Origin of the sequence: Bdellovibrio sp. ZAP7 (assembly GCF_006874645.1) — a bacterium.
Classification (GTDB): domain Bacteria; phylum Bdellovibrionota; class Bdellovibrionia; order Bdellovibrionales; family Bdellovibrionaceae; genus Bdellovibrio.
In genome coordinates this window covers 1,790,687-1,814,213 of record NZ_CP030082.1, presented here as the reverse complement: position 1 = coordinate 1,814,213, position 23,527 = coordinate 1,790,687, and the positions used below count along the sequence as shown (strand labels likewise).

24 protein-coding genes are annotated in these 23,527 nt (G+C 45.3%); 12 read left to right on the top strand and 12 right to left on the bottom strand.

The features are described 5' to 3' along the window. The first annotated feature begins 121 nt into the window (after window positions 1–121). From DOM22_RS08780 to DOM22_RS08760, 5 genes are all read left to right on the top strand, one after another. Entirely contained in the window at window positions 122–466 is a 345-nt protein-coding gene (locus DOM22_RS08780; RefSeq protein WP_142699999.1) for a hypothetical protein, read from the top strand. Further along, window positions 466–1,245: a hypothetical protein gene (locus DOM22_RS08775; protein ID WP_142699998.1), complete on the top strand. Its 780-nt coding sequence runs from the start codon at window positions 466–468 to the stop codon at window positions 1,243–1,245. Before DOM22_RS08780 ends, DOM22_RS08775 begins: the two co-directional genes overlap by 1 nt. Window positions 1,246–1,450: 205 nt before the next feature. Further along, window positions 1,451–3,547: a hypothetical protein gene (locus tag DOM22_RS08770; protein ID WP_210415715.1), complete on the top strand. Its 2,097-nt coding sequence runs from the start codon at window positions 1,451–1,453 to the stop codon at window positions 3,545–3,547. Between the two features lie 93 nt (window positions 3,548–3,640). After that, complete coding sequence (gene kdsA / locus DOM22_RS08765; RefSeq protein WP_142699996.1) at window positions 3,641–4,495, top strand: 3-deoxy-8-phosphooctulonate synthase; 855 nt, start codon at window positions 3,641–3,643, stop codon at window positions 4,493–4,495. Between the two features lie 107 nt (window positions 4,496–4,602). After that, window positions 4,603–5,523 (top strand): trypsin-like serine protease, encoded by a 921-nt coding sequence (locus DOM22_RS08760; protein WP_168196609.1) that lies wholly within the window; start codon window positions 4,603–4,605, stop codon window positions 5,521–5,523. A gap of 47 nt (window positions 5,524–5,570) precedes the next feature. Here DOM22_RS08760 and DOM22_RS08755 read toward each other — a convergent pair whose 3' ends face one another. Further along, window positions 5,571–5,945: a hypothetical protein gene (locus DOM22_RS08755; protein WP_142699994.1), complete on the bottom strand. Its 375-nt coding sequence runs from the start codon at window positions 5,943–5,945 to the stop codon at window positions 5,571–5,573. 224 nt (window positions 5,946–6,169) lie between these two features. Between DOM22_RS08755 and DOM22_RS08750 the strand changes: the two genes are divergently transcribed. Then, window positions 6,170–7,105 carry a trypsin-like serine protease gene (locus DOM22_RS08750; protein ID WP_168196608.1) on the top strand — a complete coding sequence of 312 codons (936 nt, stop codon included), beginning with the start codon at window positions 6,170–6,172 and terminating at the stop codon, window positions 7,103–7,105. Between the two features lie 2 nt (window positions 7,106–7,107). On the opposite strand, the gene DOM22_RS08745 is transcribed toward DOM22_RS08750, so the two are convergent. After that, on the bottom strand, window positions 7,108–7,464 hold the full coding sequence (locus DOM22_RS08745; protein WP_142699992.1) for a helix-turn-helix domain-containing protein: 357 nt from the start codon (window positions 7,462–7,464) through the stop codon (window positions 7,108–7,110). Window positions 7,465–7,584: 120 nt separating this feature from the next. On the opposite strand from DOM22_RS08745, the gene DOM22_RS08740 reads away from it, so the two are divergent. The 4 genes from DOM22_RS08740 (at window position 7,585) to DOM22_RS08725 (ending at window position 10,095) form a co-directional block, all read left to right on the top strand. Further along, on the top strand, window positions 7,585–8,052 hold the full coding sequence (locus DOM22_RS08740; protein WP_142699991.1) for a GNAT family N-acetyltransferase: 468 nt from the start codon (window positions 7,585–7,587) through the stop codon (window positions 8,050–8,052). Window positions 8,053–8,163: 111 nt separating this feature from the next. Then, window positions 8,164–8,763, top strand: a complete 600-nt coding sequence (locus DOM22_RS08735; RefSeq protein WP_142699990.1) for an LA_2272 family surface repeat-containing protein — start codon at window positions 8,164–8,166, stop codon at window positions 8,761–8,763. A gap of 148 nt (window positions 8,764–8,911) precedes the next feature. Next, window positions 8,912–9,562 (top strand): transglycosylase domain-containing protein, encoded by a 651-nt coding sequence (locus DOM22_RS08730; RefSeq protein WP_142699989.1) that lies wholly within the window; start codon window positions 8,912–8,914, stop codon window positions 9,560–9,562. Next, complete coding sequence (locus DOM22_RS08725; RefSeq protein ID WP_142699988.1) at window positions 9,562–10,095, top strand: GNAT family N-acetyltransferase; 534 nt, start codon at window positions 9,562–9,564, stop codon at window positions 10,093–10,095. Before DOM22_RS08730 ends, DOM22_RS08725 begins: the two co-directional genes overlap by 1 nt. Here the strand turns inward: DOM22_RS08725 and DOM22_RS08720 are convergent. Genes DOM22_RS08720 through DOM22_RS08700 form a run of 5 tightly spaced genes read right to left on the bottom strand, consistent with a single transcriptional unit; the run spans window position 10,061 to window position 18,341 of the window. Next, a complete protein-coding gene (locus DOM22_RS08720) occupies window positions 10,061–10,327 on the bottom strand; it encodes a DUF5985 family protein (protein WP_210415714.1) in 267 nt (88 codons plus the stop codon). The genes DOM22_RS08725 and DOM22_RS08720 overlap by 35 nt on opposite strands. Window position 10,328: 1 nt before the next feature. Beyond that, the gene (locus DOM22_RS20240; protein WP_142699987.1) at window positions 10,329–10,586 is read right to left on the bottom strand and encodes a DUF5985 family protein; all 258 of its coding nucleotides are present in this window, start codon (window positions 10,584–10,586) and stop codon (window positions 10,329–10,331) included. Window positions 10,587–10,588: 2 nt separating this feature from the next. Next, window positions 10,589–10,969: a hypothetical protein gene (locus DOM22_RS08710; RefSeq protein ID WP_142699986.1), complete on the bottom strand. Its 381-nt coding sequence runs from the start codon at window positions 10,967–10,969 to the stop codon at window positions 10,589–10,591. Continuing rightward, window positions 10,959–13,013 carry a response regulator gene (locus tag DOM22_RS08705; protein WP_168196607.1) on the bottom strand — a complete coding sequence of 685 codons (2,055 nt, stop codon included), beginning with the start codon at window positions 13,011–13,013 and terminating at the stop codon, window positions 10,959–10,961. The genes DOM22_RS08710 and DOM22_RS08705 overlap by 11 nt, the downstream gene beginning before the upstream one ends. A gap of 12 nt (window positions 13,014–13,025) precedes the next feature. Then, the gene (locus DOM22_RS08700; protein ID WP_371716812.1) at window positions 13,026–18,341 is read right to left on the bottom strand and encodes a HAMP domain-containing protein; all 5,316 of its coding nucleotides are present in this window, start codon (window positions 18,339–18,341) and stop codon (window positions 13,026–13,028) included. A 560-nt stretch (window positions 18,342–18,901) separates the two neighbouring features. Here DOM22_RS08700 and DOM22_RS08695 point away from each other — a divergent pair. Next, the gene (locus tag DOM22_RS08695; protein WP_142699984.1) at window positions 18,902–19,324 is read left to right on the top strand and encodes a hypothetical protein; all 423 of its coding nucleotides are present in this window, start codon (window positions 18,902–18,904) and stop codon (window positions 19,322–19,324) included. 21 nt (window positions 19,325–19,345) lie between these two features. On the opposite strand, the gene DOM22_RS08690 is transcribed toward DOM22_RS08695, so the two are convergent. Next, window positions 19,346–20,116: a YoaK family protein gene (locus DOM22_RS08690; RefSeq protein ID WP_142699983.1), complete on the bottom strand. Its 771-nt coding sequence runs from the start codon at window positions 20,114–20,116 to the stop codon at window positions 19,346–19,348. Between the two features lie 64 nt (window positions 20,117–20,180). Continuing rightward, the gene (locus DOM22_RS08685) at window positions 20,181–20,903 is read right to left on the bottom strand and encodes a PA14 domain-containing protein (protein WP_168196606.1); all 723 of its coding nucleotides are present in this window, start codon (window positions 20,901–20,903) and stop codon (window positions 20,181–20,183) included. A 321-nt stretch (window positions 20,904–21,224) separates the two neighbouring features. On the opposite strand from DOM22_RS08685, the gene DOM22_RS08680 reads away from it, so the two are divergent. Continuing rightward, window positions 21,225–21,989 (top strand): ABC transporter substrate-binding protein, encoded by a 765-nt coding sequence (locus tag DOM22_RS08680; RefSeq protein WP_142699981.1) that lies wholly within the window; start codon window positions 21,225–21,227, stop codon window positions 21,987–21,989. Window positions 21,990–22,039: 50 nt separating this feature from the next. On the opposite strand, the gene DOM22_RS08675 is transcribed toward DOM22_RS08680, so the two are convergent. The 3 genes from DOM22_RS08675 to DOM22_RS08665 form a co-directional block, all read right to left on the bottom strand. After that, window positions 22,040–22,459, bottom strand: coding sequence for an EamA family transporter (locus tag DOM22_RS08675; RefSeq protein ID WP_246845910.1), 420 nt, complete (start codon window positions 22,457–22,459; stop codon window positions 22,040–22,042). A 73-nt stretch (window positions 22,460–22,532) separates the two neighbouring features. Beyond that, window positions 22,533–23,159, bottom strand: coding sequence for a MerR family transcriptional regulator (locus tag DOM22_RS08670; RefSeq protein ID WP_246845909.1), 627 nt, complete (start codon window positions 23,157–23,159; stop codon window positions 22,533–22,535). Further along, window positions 23,128–23,463 carry an integration host factor subunit alpha gene (locus DOM22_RS08665; protein ID WP_142702159.1) on the bottom strand — a complete coding sequence of 112 codons (336 nt, stop codon included), beginning with the start codon at window positions 23,461–23,463 and terminating at the stop codon, window positions 23,128–23,130. Before DOM22_RS08665 ends, DOM22_RS08670 begins: the two co-directional genes overlap by 32 nt. Window positions 23,464–23,527 lie beyond the last annotated feature (64 nt).

Below are 23,527 nucleotides of genomic sequence, written 5' to 3'. Positions count from 1 at the left end.
CGAACTCACTATTATTTTTTGTTGCGCGGCCTTTTTTTTCATCTGCTTTTTTGCGCACCCGTTATTTCCGGTGCAGCGCTATCCACTCTTTGCTGATGCGCCTTTATCTTACGAGACGTATTTGATCACAACTCCAGAAGGCCTTGAGCTTTTACCTCAATCATTCAACCTGCAAAACATTTACGACGGTGATCCAACTTATTCAGTGGGTCGACACCCAACCACCGCATATAAATGGAGTCACATTTTAAGTGTTGCCGAACTTCAGGAACACTTCAAATCACCTCGCTCGGGAGTGATCTCGCAATTTCCGGTCCTTTGCATAACCCGCACAATCTGGGGCACTCAACCTGACAAAACATTTGGCGCAGTCACTACCGAAAGTTTAACCTGGGCAAACCAACAGCTTACTGCAGATCAGAATATAGTTAAATCCATGTGCGGCCATAGCGCTGGAGTACAGTAATGAAGTGGCCTACTCATGAAAAGTATTTTCAAGGCTTTCGCGTTCTAACGATCCTATCAGCGATCGCTCTTTTATTTGATCAACTTTTCATTCCTTGGCATTCAGGGGGCGAAATACGCGTTGTCTCCTTCGCCGGATGGATGCCGGAAAACATCATGAGTTCCCATCCTCTTTTCCAAGGCGTCACGCTGGCGGCTATTCTTAGTGCAACGCTATGGCTGTTTAAATTAAAGCCTCGACTTGCCTCCGTATTAACAATCGCTCTTTTCATCTTCTCGACATCACTTTATTTGCAAAACGAACCCTTTGGCGATCATCGCCAGTCTGTATTTTGCTTACTCTTGATGGCTCTTGCTGCCCGTGAATATCGACTGTTAGTGAACTATTTTTTTCCGGTAGCTGCATCCATTACTGTTTCATTTTACTTTTTAGCGGGTTGGGAGAAAATATTTTTTTCAGGGCTGTCGTGGGTTAATGGAACGAGTCTTCAGATATTTGTGCATTACACGGGCCGTGGACAGTCCTTACTACGCGATCTGATTTTACAGAACGTTGATTTCGCGCGATTTCTGCAGGCAGGGATTTTATTATTAGAGTGCGGGTCTTTTTTATTGTTTGGCCATCGTTGGCTGCGACGTACCTGGCTACTGGGGCTTATTGGGTTTCATGTTGGTATCGAAGAAATTTTTGGGTATCGATACTTCCTGCATCTTTTTGTAGTGTTGTATCTTTTCGCACTGCCAGAATGGGTGAATAGAAATAATGATAAAACTGCGTAATGCTCAAATAGAGTTTCTTTATTTAATTTGGTTTGGCGCTCCCGTCTTACTTTATCAAATTCTTATCTCTAGAATTTTGACCCAGGTTTTTGGCAGTCTATTTTTTATTCAGCTTTTTTTGATTGCTGTGGCTTATTTAGGAACAGCCTTAGGTTCTTATCTAAGCCTTCGTTTAAAACTGAACCTCGCCAAGAGTCATGGCCTTATGTTCGGCCTTATTTTGCTCCTTATTGGATTCGACCAGGCAAGCTCAGAACTTTTAGCTTTCCCCACTATGAGCCTTATTTTCGGGTTTATTTTGTTTTTTGCGATCTCTTTTGTTTCGTCATTATTGTTGCCTCTTTATTTTGAAGAGCAACGAAGCCGAGGACTGGAAGAGGTCTCAGCCTTCAATAAAATCTATTTCTACTTTCATCTCCTGGTGGTTGTCGTATTGGTGTACATGGAGCTCGGCATTTTACATACTTGGGGACTTAACAAGATTTTACTGTCCTTATGTGCCATGGAGTGGATTTGGGCGATGTACTGGTGGAAGCACTCCAGGACGACAGCTTTAGTGATTCCCACAAGTTCCTTTAAAGAGGACCTACGACACTTCCCTTCGCTACTGTTGCCGTTATTTACTTTTTCGGTGGTTAGCGGAATTATACAATCCATTCTTTATCGCCAAATTCAAAACGTTCTGGCTCCATTGGCATTTCACTATTCGCTTTATTTGGCAGCATTAATTTTAAGTTGGGCCATGGCCAGCTTGTGGTTCCGAGGCAAGCGCGGTTATGAATTTTTAAATTGGAATAGTTTTAAAAAACATTCCGCCGTTCTTATTCTATCACTCCTCGTTTGGAGTCTTTCGTGGCCCGTCTTTTGGGCTGCTATTATGGAGCTCATTTCATGGCCTGATAGCGCAACGGCAACATTCCTCCAACGGTCTTTGTTTTGCGTGGGTTTGATACTTCCGACGGGCTTTTTCTTTGGCAGCCTTCTCCCTTTGGTTAAAAAAGAGAATAATCAAATTCCATTGGGAACGTATCTTGCGGTGAACTGCAGTGGGAATGCTGTAGGAATTCTGCTGTTTATTTCAATCCTGTTCGAAGCAACCGGTATATTTCAGTTGTGGACCTTATTGGGTTTGCTTTGTTTGATCTTTGCTAACAAAGAAAACAAAATGCGTATTCTAACCGCTGGTGTCAGCGTTGTATTGTGTACGCTGACTTACTTTTTAGTCACTGATTTCTCGTGGGCCTTGGGCAGTTATTCCCATAGAAATCTCACTCGCTGGGTCAAAGACAGCCGCAGTGTGACGGACGTCAAAGTTTTCAAACACAACTCCAGCGAAGTAAACTTTGTCGAGCTGGATCATTCCCATAAACTCATGATTATGAATGGCCATCATTCGATCAACCTGCCGTCATGGAGGTCCTACTCCCCCGCGGATACCTTTATGGGCCTCACCCCTTTGTCTTATACAAACAAACACGGCAATGCACTCGTCATTGGCTTAGGAACAGGAACAACCGTCATGGGTGCTGCTGAGCTGTTCTCGCACGTGGATGTCGTCGACTTGGACCCGACGATGCTAAAAGTCTTGGACTTCATGCCTCTGGTCGCTGAAAAAGTTAAATCTAAGAATGTTAAATTCACCGAGGCAGATGGCCTGACTTTTCTCCGTACCCAAAAACGCCGCTATGATCTTATCATCAACAATGTCCCTTCTCCGGTTTATTTTGCAGCAGCAAAACTGTGGAGTCGAGAAGCCCTAGAGGGCGTCTACGACTCCTTGGAAGACGATGGCATCTTTGCCCAGTGGCTGGATGGGGAGCTTAGTTTAGAGAGCGTAAACATTCTCCTGCAAACATCTCAAGACCTGTTTAAACACTGTGATATGTTTTATCTGCAGTTTAATTTCTATAGCTTGGTCTGCAGCAAGGGTGACCACCCTCTTACCTTGCATGAACATCCCTCAGCCGCTGCAAATTTAATGCAGACAGACACCAGAAGTTATGCCGATTTTTTTGAAGCCCTGCGATTCCCCGCCGTAAATACCACGCCACAAAATCCAAATGCCCCGATGAACACCTTAGACCAGCCGTACATGGATGTTTTGGTTGCGCAACGCCCTCCTGGCTGGGTCGGCGATCAAACCAGGGACAATATTGTTCAGTATTTTAAGCTTTACGAGCAGGTCGACCAAGAGGCAGCTTTAAAGTCCCCCGCAATCGATAAAAAGTGCCGTATATTCAGCAATTGGATCTTTCACAAAGAGTTTAAGGACAAAGGAGAACCCTGCTCGCGCATCTTTTAAAGACGCCTTGCAAAACCCTCAGGTTTGTTGATTTGCGCCGTTTTCAAAAATGGTGTTAAAATCCGTGGAAAATCACTTCCAGAAGGCATCTTCATGCAAAATAAAATCGTAAAAATTGGCAATATAGAAGTCGGCAACAACAAACCTTTCGTGCTTTTCGCAGGTATGAACGTTCTTGAGAGTCGTGATTTGGCGATGCAAGTTTGTGAGCATTTCGTGAAGCTAACAGACCGCCTGCGCATCCCTTATGTATTTAAATCCTCTTTCGATAAAGCCAACCGCTCTTCCATTCATTCTTACCGTGGGCCGGGAATGGAAGAAGGCCTTAAAATTTTCGCGGAACTTAAAAGCACTTTCGGCGTGAAAGTCATCACGGACGTTCATGAAGTAGCTCAGGCAAAAACTGTGGCTGAAGTCGCTGATGTGATTCAGTTGCCAGCTTTCCTGGCCCGTCAAACAGACTTGGTGGAAGCGATGGCTCGCACGGGTGCCGTCATCAACGTGAAAAAGCCCCAATTCCTAAGCCCTTCGCAAATGGGTAACATCGTTGAAAAAATCGAAGAGTGTGGCAATGACAAGGTCATCTTGTGCGAGCGCGGCTCTTGTTTTGGTTACGACAATTTGGTCGTCGACACTCTGGGCTTTAATATCATGAAGAAAGTTTCTAAAGGCGCTCCGGTTATTCTGGATGCGACTCACGCGCTTCAGTTCCGCGATCCAGGTGGAGCTGCGTCTGCAGGTCGCCGTGGTCAGGTGGCTGAACTTTCTCGCGCTGGCCTAGCAGTGGGTCTTGCGGGTCTATTCATTGAGGCTCATCCAGATCCGGCAAAAGCAAAATGCGATGGCCCTTCGGCATTGCCCCTGGCTAAAGCAGAGCCCTTCCTGCAACAGATGAAAGCGATCGATGACCTCGTCAAGGCGTTCCCGATTTTGGATACTGAATCCTAATCGAAAACGATAAAAAATAATTTATTGCAGGTCTTTAATTTTTCTTGCAAATGCGTGGGGGTTCTATAAAAGGAGCCCCCATACTTTTTTATTGCGAGGACACTGAGTTGAAAGTTTTAAGCTCTCTATTTTTGACTGTTGCATTGATCACGGCTGGTTGCGGATCATCTGTAAATTCTAACAATTTGACTGCTAAAAACAGCGATTCAATCATCGGTGGCCAACTGGTGAAAGAGGGCACTGCTCTCGCTCAAAGCGTTGTTGGTATTTACGACGACAACGAAGGTTACACTTGCACAGGCTCTTTACTTCCAGGAAATCTGGTTTTAACAGCCGCTCATTGCATCGGCAAAAAAACGTCTGGCGTTTACATCGTCTTTCACCCTGACATGGAATCCATCCTGAACATGGGTAATAATTTCAAAAACTCCCCAGCCGTGCGCCAAGTTGTGCAGATGAAGGCAAACAAAGACTGGAATCCAGGCCAAGCAAACGCGGCTTTCCCAGGTAACGACGTGGGCCTGATGATGTACGAAGGCGAAACTCCAAAAGGCTATCAAACTGCAAAGATCCTAACGGACCCAGCGGCTTTGAAAACGGGCGCTACAACAATTCTTGCCGGTTATGGCGTGGATTACGCAGAAGTGATCCCAGTTGATCCAAAGAAAACTGAAAACCTTCAAGACCTGATCGATAAGGGCGAAGTTTTCTGTAACAACGACGACGCTCGAAAAGCCACGACCTGCATCCGTGAAGAAATCAGCGGTCCTGCGATTTTGAAAGCTGTGACAGTAAAAATCAAATACAGCCCGAACGATGGCGAAGTGATTCTGGATCAAAGAGGCGGCAAAGCGGCTTGCTCTGGTGATTCTGGGGGCCCAGCCTACATTCAAGTTGGTGACGAAGTTCAACTTTGGGGCGTGACGAGCCGTAGCGGTATTGGCTGCAATAACGACATCATCTACATGAACATCCTGCACTACGCGACTTGGATCAAAGACACTGCGAAATCTTTCGGTGCAAAATAAAAAAAGGCGGCTTACGAGCCGCCTTTTCTTTTTCAGGAATATGCTTCTTAAGGTTTTAACAAGAAAATTTCAGTCTCTTTACTTTGCTTATCTTGCACCTTAATTTTCACATCTTTTTTAGGCTCTAATTTATCTTTAAACTGATAGCCGCCGCTAGCGACCGATACCAAATCCAACTGTCGCGCCATCCCTTCGGCATCTGTTGTTTCAGCGGAAACCGCATAACGAGAGGAGCTAAGACCTTTTATTGTCTTACCCACAGCAGAGACTCGCACCGTTCTTGAGCCCGCATCAAAATCGATCGCAAATAAACGGCCCTGTCGGGGTACGATGGTGTTTTCAAAATACGGCCCGGGCTCTTGCGCCCCCGATATGCTGATCAACATAAAAACGACTGCAAAGAGGCTTAAAGCTGTTTTCATAGGGACTCCTCACTATTTTTTGATTCTCGAGTATCCAGGAACGAGGGGCAAACGCTTTATAAAAGAGCCCACAAATCCCAGCCTAACTAACAGTTTTGACAGGGTTTTCCCCTCCCCCTGTGGAGACATTCGACAGTTTTGAGGGCTGCTTGGTAAAAATTTTGTGGGGCTGGTAAACACCTGAATTAACGCTAAAATACCACTTTACCTAAGGAATGTTTCTTATGAAGCTTGCCGGAATATTGGCGTTCACATTAATGATTTCAGCGGTGGCCTGCACTCCGGAGAAAGATCGCGAGTTGAAAGCCCAAGGCGACGCTATTATCGGCGGAACTGTGGTAAAAAAAGACTCCCGCGTTGCTAAGAGCACAGTGGGTATTTTCAATGCGAACATAGGCGCTGTCTGCACTGGCATTCTTTTAGAAAATAATATTATCCTGACCGCCGCTCACTGCGTGCAATCAGACGATATCAGCGAAACCTTCATCGTATTTTCTCCTGACATGGAATCTCTGCTGACGGATTACGACAAAATCCGCAAATCTCCCCTGACTCGTAGAGCCAGTGCGGGAGTTATCAATGACAAATACAAAAACGTCGCGGATCTGGAAGAGCCAAACCAGGCCACTCACGACATCGCTCTTTTGAAATTCAATGGCACCATTCCTAAAGGCTATATGCCCGCACAAATCCTTAATAACGCCGCTTCATTAAAAGAAGGTGCGGAGACGTTGATTGCGGGATATGGCGTTGAGACGGACAATCTGGTGGAAATTGATACCAAGCAGACTCCTCCCGAGGAACTGCAAGCTCTGGTGAAAGACGGCACAGTTGTTTGCGACTTTGATATGGAGATTAAGGAAACTCGATGCTTCACTGAAGAAATGGACGGACCGGCGATTCTGAAATACACTTCTGTAAATATCGGAAGCTTTCCAAATGCCTTTGAGGCAATCTTGCTTCACGATCAAAGACACGGTCCTTGCTCGGGTGATTCCGGAGGCCCGGCCTTTGTAAAATCCGGTTCTGACTATTTCGTGTGGGGACTCACCAGCCGCAGCGAGATGGGTTGCGCAACATCTACAGTCTACACAAACATCGTTCCTTATCGCTCGTGGATAAAAACAGAATCCGCGGCTTTGCTTAAAAAGAAAAAGTAGATCTAAGTTCCCAGCATTACAAAAGATCCAGCGACATAGTCCTTTTGGTGAGCCAGCCCCCAGCGAATCATCGCATACAGGACTGGCTTTAATTCCGCTCCGACATTGGTTAATTCATATTCCACACCAGAGAGTTTGTCTTTCCCCAGAACAGAACGCTTCACAATGCCAGAGTTTTCCAGCTCTTTCAGCTGCTTCGTTAAAGTTGCTTGAGTAATTCCCGGAGTCAGGCGGCGAAGTTCACCGAATCTTTTGGGCGCTTTTCGCAGGTTGTACAACAAAATGACTTTCCACTTTCCCTGAAGCAACGTCGCCGTTAATTCCGCAGGGCAATTAAATTTTCTCTTTTTAAAATTCATGGGCTCGTCCTAATCTTTAAAATACATCTAGTATCATAGATAATACTAGTACTTAGAATTAACTATTATTCCTCGTCAAAATAGTTGTGATAACATCCCCTCGTCAACCAGGAGAACTTCATGTCAAAATTTTCCACCACTATTTATAAACCGGAATACCACCAAGCCTTCGTCGACTTGAATAGGCAATGGATTGAACACTATTTTCGCCTAGAAACCATGGATCTGCTGCAACTGAATCAAGCGAAAGAAAGTATTTTAGATATCGGTGGAGAGATTTTCTTTATTCTTGATCAGGATCAGGCCGTCGCAACTTGCGCTCTTGTTCCACACGGTAAGAATTCCTTTGAACTTGCGAAGATGGCAGTTTCTCCAAAATATAAAGGTCAAGGTTTGGGAGATTTATTAATGGAGACCGCGATCGCGTGGGCTCGTCAGAAAGGAGCGGCAGAAATCAGTCTGCTGTCGAATACTATTCTTGAACCAGCGATTTCACTATACAAAAAGCACGGCTTTCAAACAGTGCATTTGGGCGCCCATCCTGATTATGAGAGATGCAATATTGAAATGAAACTTTGCCTCGAGTAATGACCTCATATGCTCCAGTGGTTTCCATAACACTGCAATTGTCCAGTTACCAAAGTCTTGATCTTTGTCGAATATTTGCGGCAAAGCACAGTCTGTTTCTAGAATGGGGATATGAAAAAAAATATCCTTCTTTCCCTCATTTTCACTATCGTTTGTTCTGCCTCTGCAAGCTTTGCAGCAGTCACACCGATTTCCGTGGCTATTGCTCCACCCGTTCAATTTCCTCCTCAGGACTTCTCCATTACCGGGATTCGTTTGAGTGCTCTGTGGGGCCACCATCGTGATGTTTATGGTTTGGATTTTGGTGTCCTGGGCAATATCACTGATCAAGACTTCGTGGGTATTGGTATCGCAGGTGGATTCAATGCCACTTATGGTTCCACAAATATCATAGGTCTCCAGTTGGCAGGATTGGGTAACTACAATCAACAAAAGACAAATGTCGTAGGTTTGCAGGCCGCTCTCATCAGTAACATCAACGTCGCTGAAAGCAATGTCTATGGTGTGCAGTTAGCGGTAACGAACTTAAGCACGAATACGTCTGTATATGGCGCTCAGCTGGGCGTATATAATCGTGCTAAATCAGTTTACGGGATTCAGTTGGGGTTGGTAAATATCACTGACAACCTTCATGGCTTGCAAATTGGTCTAGTTAATTTCAATAACACCGGCGTTTTCAAAGTTTCTCCGATCCTCAATGTAGGTTTCTAACTCTAGAAAACTCTCCTTAGCCCCTCCTGTCGTCGATTCCTCACGACCAACGACAGCGAGGTGTTTCATAGGAAATTATTTTTCTTAAAAGCTATGTATTTTCCCGTTGCTTTGCTATTCTCCTCTTATCCCGGAGCGTGCTTACAACATGAGATCAGTTAAGTTCACGGTGACATTTTTTTTAGTCGGTTCCCTGTTTCTGGCGGCAGCAATGTCCTTTTTTGCGCTGATAGAATACCGTCGAGTCAGTAAAAATTTAGACCGCGCTATGGCATTCAAGCCTCATCCCTATGTCTCTTATGCCCAATTGCCTCCAGTTCTCGTAAAAATTATCAATGATGTGGAATACCCTCAGTCCGCGATGTGCCATGAATGGTCGGGACTCGAGCGCGCTTTTTCAGACACTCCTCAATTGCACCCGGACTGTGCCCTGACCTGGGAGTTAATCAAAATTCTGATGCCGGCAGGTAATCAGGGAAGCTTCATCAAAATGTATGAAGATCAATTGGCTTTCATACGCTTATTTTTAAAGTACAGCTATAACGATCAGATTGAACAATTGATCAATCGTTATCCCTTTGGAATGATTGAAGGTAAGGAAATGAGTGGTTATCAAAACGCCAGCCCTTATTATTTCAAAAAGAATCTGCAAGAGTTGAATTTAGAGCAACTTGCAGGCTTGGTTATTATCGGGCGCAATCCCCCATACTTCACTCCTTGGGAAGGCAATAAAATGTACCTGCGCCAAAGAACATTCCTTTTAAATGTCATTCGTCCACCAGACTCACCCGCGTACTGATGAAAACTCTCCGGTTAAATCTTCGCCGATTCAATTTAAATGATTTCGCTAACATGCGGGAGCTGGAAGCAAATCCCGATGTGATGTGCAACAGCCCTCACCGCTTTCCACTACCTGATGAAAAAATCCAGGAACGGCTGCAAGCGATGATCGATAATGAAGCCTCTCGCGCTCCGCTAGGCATCTGGGCCGCGGAACTGGCTGACGGTTCTGACTTTGTGGGTTGGTTGATGCTTCTGCAACGGGATCTGCCGTTCGTGGAGCTGGGGTTTATGATCGTGCAAAGACATTGGGGCCAAGGTTATACGGCCGAGGCCTGCCAAAGACTGATTCACCTGGCACTGGTGGAGTTGAACTATCCAGGTCTTAGTGCTGTCACGGATGCTAAAAATACTCAATCCATCCGTGTTCTGGAAAAATCAGGCTTTGCCTTTGTAAAGCAGTACTCGCAGCTAGACAAAGTCTTACAAAAAGAGGTGCTTTTAAACCTCTACGAGCTTACTCGCGATTCTTATCAATCACTGCACCGATAATCAAAAGAAACGCCAACAGCCTCATTGAAAAGATCCACGCGTTTTCTTCATCCGAGTTCGGCAGAAAAATAAAAAACCAACGTTCCGCCGCCAGGATCAGAAAGGCTGCCGCAAAAAGCATAAAGAAACGATCTCGGGTTTTTCTCCAAAATTTTAAAAAGAAAACACCCGAAGTGAAAGAAGCCATCATCACCGCACCATAAATAAATTGCTTCAAAATATCTGCACTCATTTTACACCGTATCCCAAATAAGGCCGTAAACCATGGCTAACATTCCAAGAAGAATAATCCAGGCGCGAAAGAGCGACAGATCATAGGCTGGCCCCAGCATAAAATCCACTGACAATAGGATATTATTCAGAGCTACACCGACAAAACAAATGCTGCTCCAAAAAAGCAATCGGGTCTTACTACGGAAGTAAGCCCGACCTAAACAAAGGGCGCAGCCGAAGCTGGTGATCGAACACAATAAATAAACATAGAACGCCACGATCAGTCCTTTTTAATTTTAAATGCATTCGCAAAGTCGCGAATGTTATCGATCGGTTGTGAATAGATATAATTCATCACAGTGGATCGCCGCGTATTATAAAGTATCTCAAGCTTATCTATCGTTGTATCTGAATCAGACACTTGATAGCGATAGGCCGCCCCTTCACAACTCACAATTCCCAAATTCAACAGTTCTTCTAGTTGAGATTTGGCATACCCGGGATTGGAACGCATTTCCACACTGACTTCCTGCGGAGTCCAGGCCTTATACTCGCGATGCTTCAAAAAAAACAAAACATCTAAAATTGCGATCGAGTGAATGTGACGTCTGATAAAGTTTTTAAGCTCGATCGAAATGTCACCCGCCTCATCAAATGGCACAATGATCCTCCCGGTGCCCTCTGTCCCGATGAATGTTCGCTAGAACTTCGATTAACTGATTAAAATTCACAGGCTTGGACAAATGACATGTACATCCCGCATTCATACTTTTCACCGTCTCCTCCTTAAGTGCGTGTGCCGTCAAAGCAATGATCGGCTTATCATACCCTTGCGCACGCAATCTTCGCGTGGCTTCGTATCCATCCATAATGGGCATTTGGATATCCATCAGGACAGCATCGTATTCATTTTTAAGTGCAGATTCGACTCCCTCTCGTCCATTGTCAGCAAAATCGACACTCGCTCCCACCGCTCCCAAGAAATGAGCGATAAGCGCTTGATTGTCCTCGACGTCCTCCACTAACAAGATCTTCATACCCGAAAGCTTTTTGCGCTCTTTATAAAGAGCCTCTTTGTCATTCTGAGGAACTTCTGAACTTAAAGACTCGACAAAAATAGTTCCATCGACAGGGTCGGCATTCACTTCAACCAAAAAGGTACTGCCCTGACCAGGAACACTACTGACTAGTGTGACATCGCCCCCCATAGCTCGCGCCAACTGGCGAGACAAGGCCAACCCCAAGCCGGTGCCTCCGAAGTTACGGGTCGTCGCACTGTCTTCTTGCACGAACGGCTGGAATAAGTGATTTGCATGAGCAGGATTGATTCCCACCCCTGAGTCTGAAATATAAAACTGCATTTTACTGTGCAGATCCAGAGAACCACGCGGCTTCCACTCCACGTCCACGTGAACGTGTCCTGCACTGGTGAACTTGATGGCATTGCCAATTAAGTTTAGCAGAATCTGGCGCAGCCTTGTTGGATCGGAAGTGATTATTTTAGGAATGTGCGTATCCAAATCAATTCTGAAATCCAAAGCCTTATCCAGGGCCTGCAATCTTAAAAGGGAGCGAATATCTTCCAGGACACCTTCGACGTCCACATCGACTTTCTCGATTTGCAAGCGACCAGATTCCACTTTCGAAATATCCAGAATTTCATCGATAATTTTTAAAAGCTGATCACCATTTCTTTGCACTGTGTGAATCCATTTATGTCGTTCTTCAGCTGTTTGCTCTTCATCCAGCATCAACTCCGTAAATCCCAAGATAGCATTCATAGGAGTGCGAATTTCATGACTCATATTTGCCAGGAAATTAGTTTTCGAAACGCTCGCTGCATTGGCTTTCTGCTCAGCCTCGATCAGCTTCAATTCAATTTTTTTGCGATCGTGAATATCGGTACAAGTACCAATCCAGGCAACCACCTGGCCCAAGAAATTAGTTTCAGAAACGGCGCGAACCCAGAACCAACGCGCCTCGCCCTCTTTATTGACCATGCGACACTCGGTTTCAAAGGAACGACCGTCACTCATCGCCATCATCCAAGTTTTTAAGAATTCACGTAAGTCTTCTTCGACGGCCACACTTTGCCAACCACTTCCCAGACTTTGTTCAATTGTCAGCCCCGTGTAATCGGTCCAGCCTTTGTTAAAATAATCAAAAGTCCCATCAGCCTTAGCGCGCCAGATAATATGAGGAATCGCATCTGCAAGACTACGGTAACGACGCAAGTTTTCGACTTCCAATTCAGCCAGGCGTAAATAACGCTCACGCGTTTCACTTTCGCGAATCAATTCAGCCTGTTCTTCAAGCTGTTTCGATTTTATGAACAGTTCAACGAAGACATTCACCTTGGCGCGAACAATACTGGGCTCAAAGGGTTTAAAAATATAATCCACAGCACCGGCTTCGTAACCGCGATAAATATATTGATCATCTTTATTGATCGCGGTGACAAAAATAATCGGAGTTTGGCGATTTTTAGAGTCTTGACGAATCTGGCGGGCGGTTTCAAAGCCATCCATCCCCGGCATTTGCACATCCAAAAGAATCACCGCGAACTCGTAACCATCCAGAAGCGACAAAGCCTCTGGGCCTGATTGCGCTTTCACCAGATTTACTTGGGGCATACTCAGAACTGCTTGCAACGCAAGCAATCCATCCATGCGATCGTCGACAATAAGAACATCCACTGTTTTCATGGTCATCTCATCCTAATTTAGCGAAACACTCTTTTGCGGCAACCACGAGTACATAACAGCTAACAAGTGAATTTCATCCACTGGTTTAGTGACGTAATCTGATGCCCCCGCAGAAAGACACTTCTCGCGATCACCTTTCATGGCTTTCGCAGTTAACGAGATGATTGGCAAACTCATGAATTGTTCCAAAGAACGAATTTCTTGAATCGCTTCCAATCCGTCCATTTCCGGCATCATAGTATCCATCAACACCAAATCGGTATCTGGATTTTCCATAAGCGTCTTAATACCCTGCTTGCCGTTTTCAGCGAAGATCACATTCATGCCGCGCATTTTCAAAACGCTGCTCAGTGCAAAAACATTGCGAACATCGTCATCGACGATCAAAACTTTTTTGCCGGTAAAATCAGCATCATTCGGAAGTGGTGTCACTTCAGATTGTTCATCGGCTATATTCACCATAGCACCCTCTGGCGCTGAATACTTCACCGGCAAAGTCAAAGTGAAACTGCTCCCCTGCCCTGGAGTACTTTCAACACTGATCACACCACCCAAAAGGCGCGCGATTTCACGACTGATCGTTAGACCTAAACCAGTACCACCGTATTTACGACTGGTTGTTCCATCAGCCTGCTGAAAAGCTTCAAAGATCAGCTTCTGTTTGTCAGCCGGGATACCAATTCCCGTATCCGTCACACGGTAAACAATGTTTCCAGATTCGTGCTTCACATCCAAAGTCACATGCCCCTTGTCGGTAAACTTAAAGGCGTTCGACAAAAGATTTTTCAAGATCTGATGCAAACGGTTTTCATCAGTGACCATTGTCTTTGGCAAATTTGGTGTCGCCGTAATCACAAACTCCAATCCTTTGTGCTCAGCCACAGGACGGAATGTTTGCTCCAAGTATTCTTTTACTTCGGCGATTTCCACGATCTTAGGTGTGACTGGCATTTTACCAGCTTCCACTTTCGAAAGATCCAGAATCTCATTAATCAATGCCAATAAGTCCTGACCGGCAGAATGTACGGTGCTTGCAAACTTCACCTGCTCCCCGTTGAGATTTTTCTCGCGGTTGTCGGCCAACGTTTTAGACAAGATCAACAAGCTATTAAGCGGTGTTCTGAGCTCGTGAGACATGTTCGCCAGGAACTCTGATTTATACTTAGAGATAAGAGAAAGCTGTTCGGCTTTTTCTTCCAGGGAACGGCTGGCAAGCTCGACCTCTTGGTTTTTGACTTCCAGAAGTTTTGCTTTGTCTTCGAGTTCTTTTGCTTGGGCTTCTAGCTCCACGTTGGAACGTTTCAGCTCTTGCAAAAGTTCTTCCGTTCTCATACTTGACGAGATCATGTTCAAGATAACTCCCATGGAGTCCATCAATTGATCCAGGAAGTTGATATAGTTCTGAGTAAACGGCTGCAATGACGCCAATTCAATTACAGCTTTCAACTCGCCCTCAAAAAGAACCGGAAGTACAATAATGTTTCTTGGTTTTTCTTCCACGATGCTAGAGCTGATCACGACATAATCATCTGGCGGGTTCGTCAGAAGAATGCGTTTTTTCTCAAAGGCACACTGACCAATCAGGCCTTCTTTAAGTTTATATTTATTTGAAACGGTACGGCGTTCTGTGAATGCATAACTTGCGATCAGATTCAAAGTCGGCTCGTTACTTTCGCTATCAAGCATAAAGAACGTTCCTTGGCGGGCGTCAACCAGCGGAGTCAGCTCCGACATGATCAATTGCGCGACCGACGTGATACTTCTTTGACCTTGCATCATCCCTGAGAACTTCGCGAGATTGGTTTTCAACCAGTCCTGCTCGTTATTTTTCTGAGTCGTGTCTTTCAGATTTGAGATCATCTGATTGATATTTTCAGACAGAGCTGCAACCTCGCCCTCAGCCTCAACCGAGATGGAACGAGTGAGGTCTCCCTTGGTTACGGCTGTGGATACTTCCGCAATAGCACGAACCTGGGCTGTTAAGTTTCCGGCCAGCTGATTCACGTTATCCGTTAAGTCTTTCCAAGTACCAGAAGCACCCGGAACGCTTGCCTGACCACCCAGCTTACCTTCGATACCCACCTCACGGGCCACGGTCGTTACCTGATCAGCGAATGTTCTTAAGGTATCAGTCATCGAGTTAATTGTTTCGGCAAGGGCCGCAACTTCCCCTTTGGCTTCAAGAACGAATTTTTGTTCCAAGTCCCCATTGGCAACCGCGGTTACGACTTTGACGATACCACGTACTTGCGTCGTCAAATTGGAGGCCATGAAGTTTACGTTGTCGGTTAAGTCTTTCCAAGTTCCGGCAACACCGGGCACGCGGGCTTGCGCTCCCAGCTTTCCTTCGATACCCACTTCGCGGGCAACTGTCGTTACCTGATCGGCAAAGGTTCTAAGGGTATCGGTCATCGAGTTGATTGTTTCCGCAAGGGCCGCAACTTCCCCTTTTGCTTCCAGGACGAATTTTTGATTCAAGTCGCCGTTGGCTACGGCCGTTACGACCTTCACGATACCACGTACTTGTTTCGTCAAATTCGACGCCATGAAATTTACATTATCAGTTAAGTCTTTCCAAGTACCAGATACTCCACGTACTTCAGCCTGACCACCCAGTTTTCCTTCGGTACCTACCTCTTTCGCCACACGGGTTACCTCGGCTGCAAATGAATTCAGCTGATCCACCATCGAGTTGATAGTGTTTTTTACCTCCAGGATTTCTCCTCGGGCATCGACGGTAATTTTTTGTGACAAGTCCCCGTTCGCCACCGCAGTGGTTACCTTCGCGATATTACGAACCTGGGCTGTTAGATTTCCGGCAAGACCATTTACGTTATCCGTTAAGTCTTTCCAGGTACCGGAAACACCTTTTACTTCGGCCTGACCACCCAGTTTTCCTTCGGTACCTACCTCCTTGGCAACACGAGTTACCTCGGCTGCGAACGAGTTCAGCTGATCCACCATGACGTTGATGGTATTTTTTAGTTCAAAGATTTCGCCCTTGGCATCAACGGTGATTTTTTGGGACAAGTCACCTTTGGCAACCGCGGTGGTTACTTTCGCGATGTTACGTACTTGATCGGTCAAATTTCCGGCCAAGCTATTCACGTTATCGGTTAAGTCTTTCCAGGTCCCCGACACACCTTTTACGTCAGCCTGACCACCTAGCTTTCCTTCAGTACCCACCTCTTTTGCCACACGAGTTACCTCGGCTGCGAACGAGTTCAGCTGATCCACCATGACGTTGATAGTATTTTTTAGTTCAAAGATCTCACCCTTGGCATCAACGGTGATTTTTTGGGACAAGTCGCCTTTGGCAACTGCCGTTGTTACTTTTGCGATGTTACGTACTTGGGCTGTTAAGTTTCCTGCGAGACCATTTACGTTGTCGGTCAAATCTTTCCAAGTACCAGAGACTCCGGTTACTTCGGCCTGACCGCCGAGTTTCCCTTCGGTACCAACTTCCTTGGCGACACGGGTTACCTCGGCCGCGAACGAGTTCAGCTGATCCACCATGACGTTGATTGTATTTTTTAGTTCAAAGATCTCACCCTTGGCGTCAACGGTGATTTTTTGTGACAAGTCACCTTTGGCAACCGCGGTGGTAACTTTTGCGATATTACGAACCTGTGCAGTAAGATTTCCGGCAAGGCTGTTTACGTTGTCTGTTAAGTCTTTCCATGTGCCCGACACACCTTTTACGTCGGCCTGACCACCCAGGCGACCTTCAGTTCCCACCTCTTTCGCCACACGAGTCACCTCGGCCGCGAATGAGTTCAACTGATCCACCATGACGTTAATCGTATTTTTTAATTCAAAGATTTCTCCACGAGCATCAACCGTAATTTTTTGTGACAAGTCTCCATTTGCCACGGCCGTGGTTACTTTCGCGATGTTACGTACTTGGGCTGTCAGATTATTCGCCAGACCATTTACGTTGTCGGTTAGGTCCTTCCAGGTACCGCTTACACCTTTTACGTCGGCCTGACCGCCCAGCTTCCCTTCGGTACCTACTTCTTTGGCAACACGAGTAACCTCGGCAGCAAACGAGCGAAGTGTATCCACCATCGTATTGATAGTATCTTTAAGTTCCAAGATCTCGCCTTTGGCATCAACCGTGATCTTTTGTGACAAGTCTCCGTTAGCCACCGCTGTTGTTACTTTCGCGATGTTACGTACTTGGGCTGTCAGATTATTCGCCAGACCGTTTACGTTATCGGTTAGGTCTTTCCATGTTCCGCTTACACCTTTTACGTCGGCCTGACCACCCAGTTTTCCTTCGGTACCTACGTCTTTCGCAACACGTGTAACCTCGGCAGCAAATGAGCGAAGCTGATCCACCATGACGTTGATTGTATTTTTTAATTCAAAGATTTCTCCGCGAGCATCTACCGTGATTTTTTGTGACAAGTCACCATTGGCAACGGCCGTTGTTACTTTAGCGATGTTACGCACTTGGGCCGTCAGATTATTCGCGAGACCATTTACGTTATCTGTTAAGTCTTTCCAAGTTCCACTTACGCCTTTTACATCAGCCTGACCACCCAGACGACCTTCAGTTCCCACCTCTTTTGCCACACGAGTTACCTCGGCTGCGAATGAAGAAAGCTGATCCACCATGACGTTGATGGTATTTTTCAGTTCAAAGATCTCACCTTTGGCATCCACGGTGATTTTCTGTGACAAGTCGCCTTTGGCAACTGCCGTGGTTACCTTCGCGATATTACGAACCTGGTCGGTCAAATTTCCCGCCAAGCTATTTACATTATCTGTTAAGTCTTTCCAAATACCAGAAGCCCCGCGAACATCTGCTTGTCCACCCAGTTTTCCTTCTGTACCTACCTCTTTTGCCACACGAGTTACCTCGGATGCAAAAGAGTTTAATTGATCCACCATCGAGTTTACTGTTGTACCAATACGGAAGAATTCCCCTTTTACCGGACGACCATCGATTTCCATCGACATCTTTTGTGACAAGTCCCCTTTGGCAACCGAGGTGATGACCCGGGCCACTTCTTGAGTGGGCTGAACCAGATCACCGATTAGTAAGTTCACTGAATCTACAGATGTCGACCAAGCGCCTTTTACGGAACCCATCGACACACGTTCGTTCATCTTACCTTCTTGACCTACGATCGCACGAACACGGACAAACTCGTCGGCCATGTTCTCATTGAGTTCAATGATATCGTTTAATACTTCGCCGATTTCGGCGATAATGCCTTCCTGATTGATGGGCATTCTGACCGCAAAATCTCCGCGACGCACAGCCTTCACTGTAAAAAGTAGCTGGCGTAATTGCTCTTTGGCATTGCTGTCAAAAACCAAACCGTCTCCGGAAAAATCAACTTCAGCCTCATTGTGATTTTTCTCTCGCGTTTTATTCAAAGCTTTCTTTCCCTCTGAAAACGCCTTTAATTTTGGTGCGATTTTCTTCGCAGACTTTGCTTTTGGTTCAACGACGGAATCGATTTTTGCCACGGTGGCCCCCTCATTTTCGATACCCTAAATTAACCTTAGGCAATTTTAAAAATGTAACTAAAACAGAATTATTACTTGGTCTTAATTGATTAACGCAGGATTTTGACCACACTCGGTCAATTACAAAAGAGTCATTTGATCGCTGCAGTGAACATGGTTTTTAATTTATTTTCGCACTTAATAAAGTTGTTAAGAAATCACAACATGTTTCACTCAGGCTTGGTTTAACTTTCCCAACGAACGTTCCTGCGAAGAATCGCCTCTGCTTTTTAAAATTTCCGCTCGTGAAGAAAATACTATTCAAAAAGAGCATAGTAACTTGATAAGTGCCTATTGTACTTCACAGTCTCATTTACCTATAAGACCACGAATTCGAAATTCACATTCAACTTTAAAAAGGTTCACTTATGAAAACATTTATTTCTGCTATCATATTCACTTTGTCTTTTGCATCGATCAGCGAAGCAAAATTTTTAACTTGTCAGTCTTTCGAGGCAATTGAGGGATGGACCGGATCTGCCACTCATGACTTCGCTCATTTGACTGCGGCGGTCTCTGCGAATAACGAATTGGCTTCTGCAAAACTTTCCGGCGCTGTTTTGGCCTCTGCAGATGTTTCGACTCCAGACACCGGCTTCACTTCTAAAAACCCTCGCTATCAAGACTACACACGCTTTAGCGCCTTAGAGGATGCTTGGTGCTGGTATTCACCGTTTCTTCCAAAACAGTTGGCAGCACTTCCAGAGGGAAGCGTCTTTACCGGTTTTGTAAACAGAACTTGCGAAAATGGGTCTGCAACAAATATCGCTATGAAATGCGCGGTTGAGTAGTTTACCACCGAAACAGGTTTCCTATGCGGCGGCCTGTTTTTTTCGTGGATTGATGATCTGAAAATAAATCATCGAAACAAGCAAAACGCCTGTCGTGAATGCGGGAATCAAAAAACCCAAAAAGCCCGCGACTGGATAAACGAAACCGGCTAAGACAGAACCTAACACGAACATCGTGATGATTCCCAAGCGCATGGAAGTCGCTTTGTATTCATTTTCAACAAGTTCGGTATGTTCGAAACCCAGAATTTTTTTATTGAAAATACGCACCAAACCGATTCCAAGATCCGTGGTGATACCAGTTAAGTGAGTCGTACGCACCACCGACCGGGAAACGCTGGTGATCGTGCCATTCTGAACCCCGCAGGTGAAGCACAACAAAATCAAAAGCAAATAACCATTACGCGATTCCTCGAGGGACGCGCCAAAGGGGCCAAACCACCCCCACCAACCCCCCAGGGTTGCAACCAGAATCAAAACCAGCATCACGGCATAGGCAATATAGTATTTAGGCTTTTTACGAAGCTTTACGCGAATGTCGACCAGATAACCACTGACCATGGCTCCAAACAGAAAAAACAAAGGAACAATCAACATCCCCCAGGCATGACCGCGATCTTTCTGCGTAAACTCATATCCAAAGAACGTCGCAAACCCCGTTACGTGGGATACAAAACGATGACAGGCTAAAAAGCCGCCCATATTAAGGACACCCGCTTGGAATGCCATCAGCATCCAAATCAGGATATTACTGCGAGTATAATGGGAAATAGATTCATTACCGTAAAGCACCTCTAGATTATTCGCCTGGAGACGCTGGAAGTCCAATCTAATTGTTAATCAACTGGATGGGGATTTAATGGGATAGGAGTTCCGCAGGAACGATCGACCAGCCACCTGTGGAATCACAAGGCTTATTATGCATAGAGGCGGGTCGCCAAAAAACCTGCAAAGCAATATAGATGCGAGGTCCTTGATAATAGCGAACCTGCATGTTGTGTTTCGTTCCTTGAGTTAATTGAACTGACTGACCTGAGCAAGCCCAAGCCAAACTGTGAGTTCCGTCGTTATTTACAATCTCTTGGCCATCGATATTTAGAATAGCCCCATCATCCGAGGAAATAGCAAATTCATAAGCTCCCGAAGGATAGCTAGAATTCAACTGTAAATATCCCTTTAAATTCAACGCGAAATACTCGTTCAAATCAGTACCATCCGCTTGGGTTAGTTTCACACCATTAGGCCCTGGGAAACCATCCACCCATGAACGCTGTGGAATATTTAGATCAGACATCTGCACGTAAATCGGCAATAAAATTCCAAGATCGATATAGTTCTGAACGCCGACGCCTTTTAGAAAATAGTAAACATTCCCCAACAACCCATCACCCGTCGAGCAATCTGAACTGTTCGAGCTTTGACTATTTGAAAATGGATTGCAGACAGTCTGTGCGCCATCACCAGCATCCGCGATGCCCGCAGCCGCCTGCGGAGATACTTGAGAAAAACCCTGTGGCGAACAATTTTGAAAGCCCAAAACCAGGAGTCCACTGAAGACTATATATTTGATTTTTTTCATCCCGCAGCCCTCCATCAAAATACTAAAGCAATTTTAGGACCGCCCAGGGAACACCACCTTTGAAATGAAGGCGCAAACATGAAAAAGAAGTTGTCTGTTTTTTGACCAGCTAACATCCTAAGCCAGCCAGGCCACAGGTAAAAAATAGTATTCGCTCAGGGGATAAGCGGTGCACTCAAATTAGACGTCTTATACTGAAACAAAAGCTGCTTTTATTGTGCAAACTCAGGGACACAATTAATCATTACTCTCGGCATTGACATTCAGTTCCTGCAAAGATCGAATGATCGGTGTTATAACGCCCCCTAAGAAGGATATAAAGTGCGGCTCAACAACTTTTCATTTCTGCTGATTTTATTTGCTCTGTCTCTGATTCATGAAACAGCAGTTGGTGCCGTAACGACTCCACCTTTAACACTTTTAACTGAAGAATGGCCACCCTTTAACTACACCGAAAAAGGTGAACTTAAAGGCTTTGCTACGGAAGTCGTAAAACTGATTCAGAAAGAACTCAACACCAATTACGCCGTCGAGCTATATCCTTCAACCCGTGGAATGAATACCTTTGAGAATCGAAGCAACGTGATGTTTTTTTCTTTCATCCAAACTCCGGACCGTAAACACAAGTTTAAATGGATCGGGCCCTTTGGAGAACAATCCATTTATTTTTTCAAAAAGAAAGGCAATCCAATAATAATTGAAACCTTGGAAGACGTAAAAAAAGTCCGCCGAATTTGCTGCCGTGACCAAGGATTTGTATTTAATTTTCTAAAAAGTTCCGGCTTTAAAAATCTCGATGTGGGAGTAAATCCTGAAGGGATCTATCTGAAAACAATCCACGGCCGCTGCGACCTATCGATTGGAGAAGATTCTTGGGGTGTGGCTTACTGGCTTAAAAAATCCAACCTCCCGCCGGACGCCTTGCAAAAAACTTCCGTAAAAATCAGTAGTTCTCCGCTTTATATCGCTGCAAGTTTGGACATTCCCGATCAGGAAATACAGCGCTGGCAAAAAGCCCTCGACAAAGTGAAGGCTTCGACCGACTATCAAAAAATAAACCTAAAATACAAAGATCACGACCTGTAAAAACTAGCCAGGATGATCTGCTCATCCCGGCACATCATAAGGGGGCAGTTTTAAAAAGCTAAAACCAAAGAACCTATAGCAATCATCCCGGCACCTACGGCTGTTTTCAATGTCAGTTTTTCACCCAAGAAAATCAAAGCCAGAATAATGACAAACACCACACTGAGCTTATCTATCGGAGCAACCTTCAAGGCTGGCCCTAATTGCAAAGCACGATAATAACAAAGCCAAGAAAGCCCGGTTGCGATTCCAGATAAGATCAAGAACACATAAGTCTTAGTAGAAATAGAATCCGCCCGTTGCCATTCTCCACGAAAACTGATCAGGGCTGCCGCAACCAACAAGATCACAATTGTACGAATGAAAGTCGCCAGATTTGAATTTACGCCCTCGACACCGATCTTACCCAAGATTGCCGTTAGTGCCGCAAATACAGCAGAGCCCATTGCATATATAAGCCAGTTATTCACAAACTCTCCGGGTGTGATTTAAGTGCGCATTCAGAAAATAAAAAGGACTTCGTTTCCGAAGCCCTTTTTAGGTTTACATAAACATTCCGCGGAGTTTGCGGATATCCATCAACAATCCCTCGACCATTTCGTTCACATTGTCGAGCTTGTGATAGACCTGACTCATGTCTTTTTCTTTACGAACATGAGCTTTCAATTCCTTCATCGCGTTTCTGGCGCCTTCGATCGAGAAACGATCACGGTGCAAAAGCTTGCGAATCAGAAGAGCATTCTCAACATCTTTACGCGTGTACATGCGTTGGTTGTTGGAAGCTTTTTTTGGTTTTAGAACATCAAACTCAGTTTCCCAGTAACGAAGAACGTATTGTTTGATTCCCAAAATCTCGGCCACATCGCCGATTTTAAAAGCCATTTTATTTGGAATCGCTTTAATCTCATCCATCAGCTTATCATCGCAAAGCATGGCAGGGATTGAGATTTGTTGAGTTTGTACAGCGCCTGTAGCCACTCCCGCGGTTTCCGCTTCCACGAATTCCAAATGTTGATCCCCCAAAGACAACTCAGAACTATCAAAGCTCATTTGTTGATCGTCGGACTGATCCACGATCGGAGTCATCGGATACTCTGTACGCTCACTGTGTGATGCCGTTGTCGTATCCGCTTCAGGACTATTCATCGTCGCCGTAGTCGTCATCGTCATCTTCATCATCCTTGAGATGTTCGTACTCTTCACCATTCAACATCGCCTTCAACACTTGAGAAGGACGGAATGTTAGAACGCGACGAGCAGAGATTTTGATTTGTTCGCCCGTTTGTGGATTACGACCAATACGTTCGTTTTTTCCACGCACGACGAAATTTCCAAATCCAGAAATCTTAACTTTATCGCCATTTTGCAAAACATGCTTCAAGGTATCGAAGCACAATTCAACCAATTCAGAAGCTTCCTTTTTAGAGAAGCCGATCTTCTGGTAGACGTTTTCGACGATATCGGCCTTCGTCACAGTTGATTTTCCCAAGTTTTGGCCAGCCATTGTGATCCTTCACTTTTCCTGCCGCGAATATCTT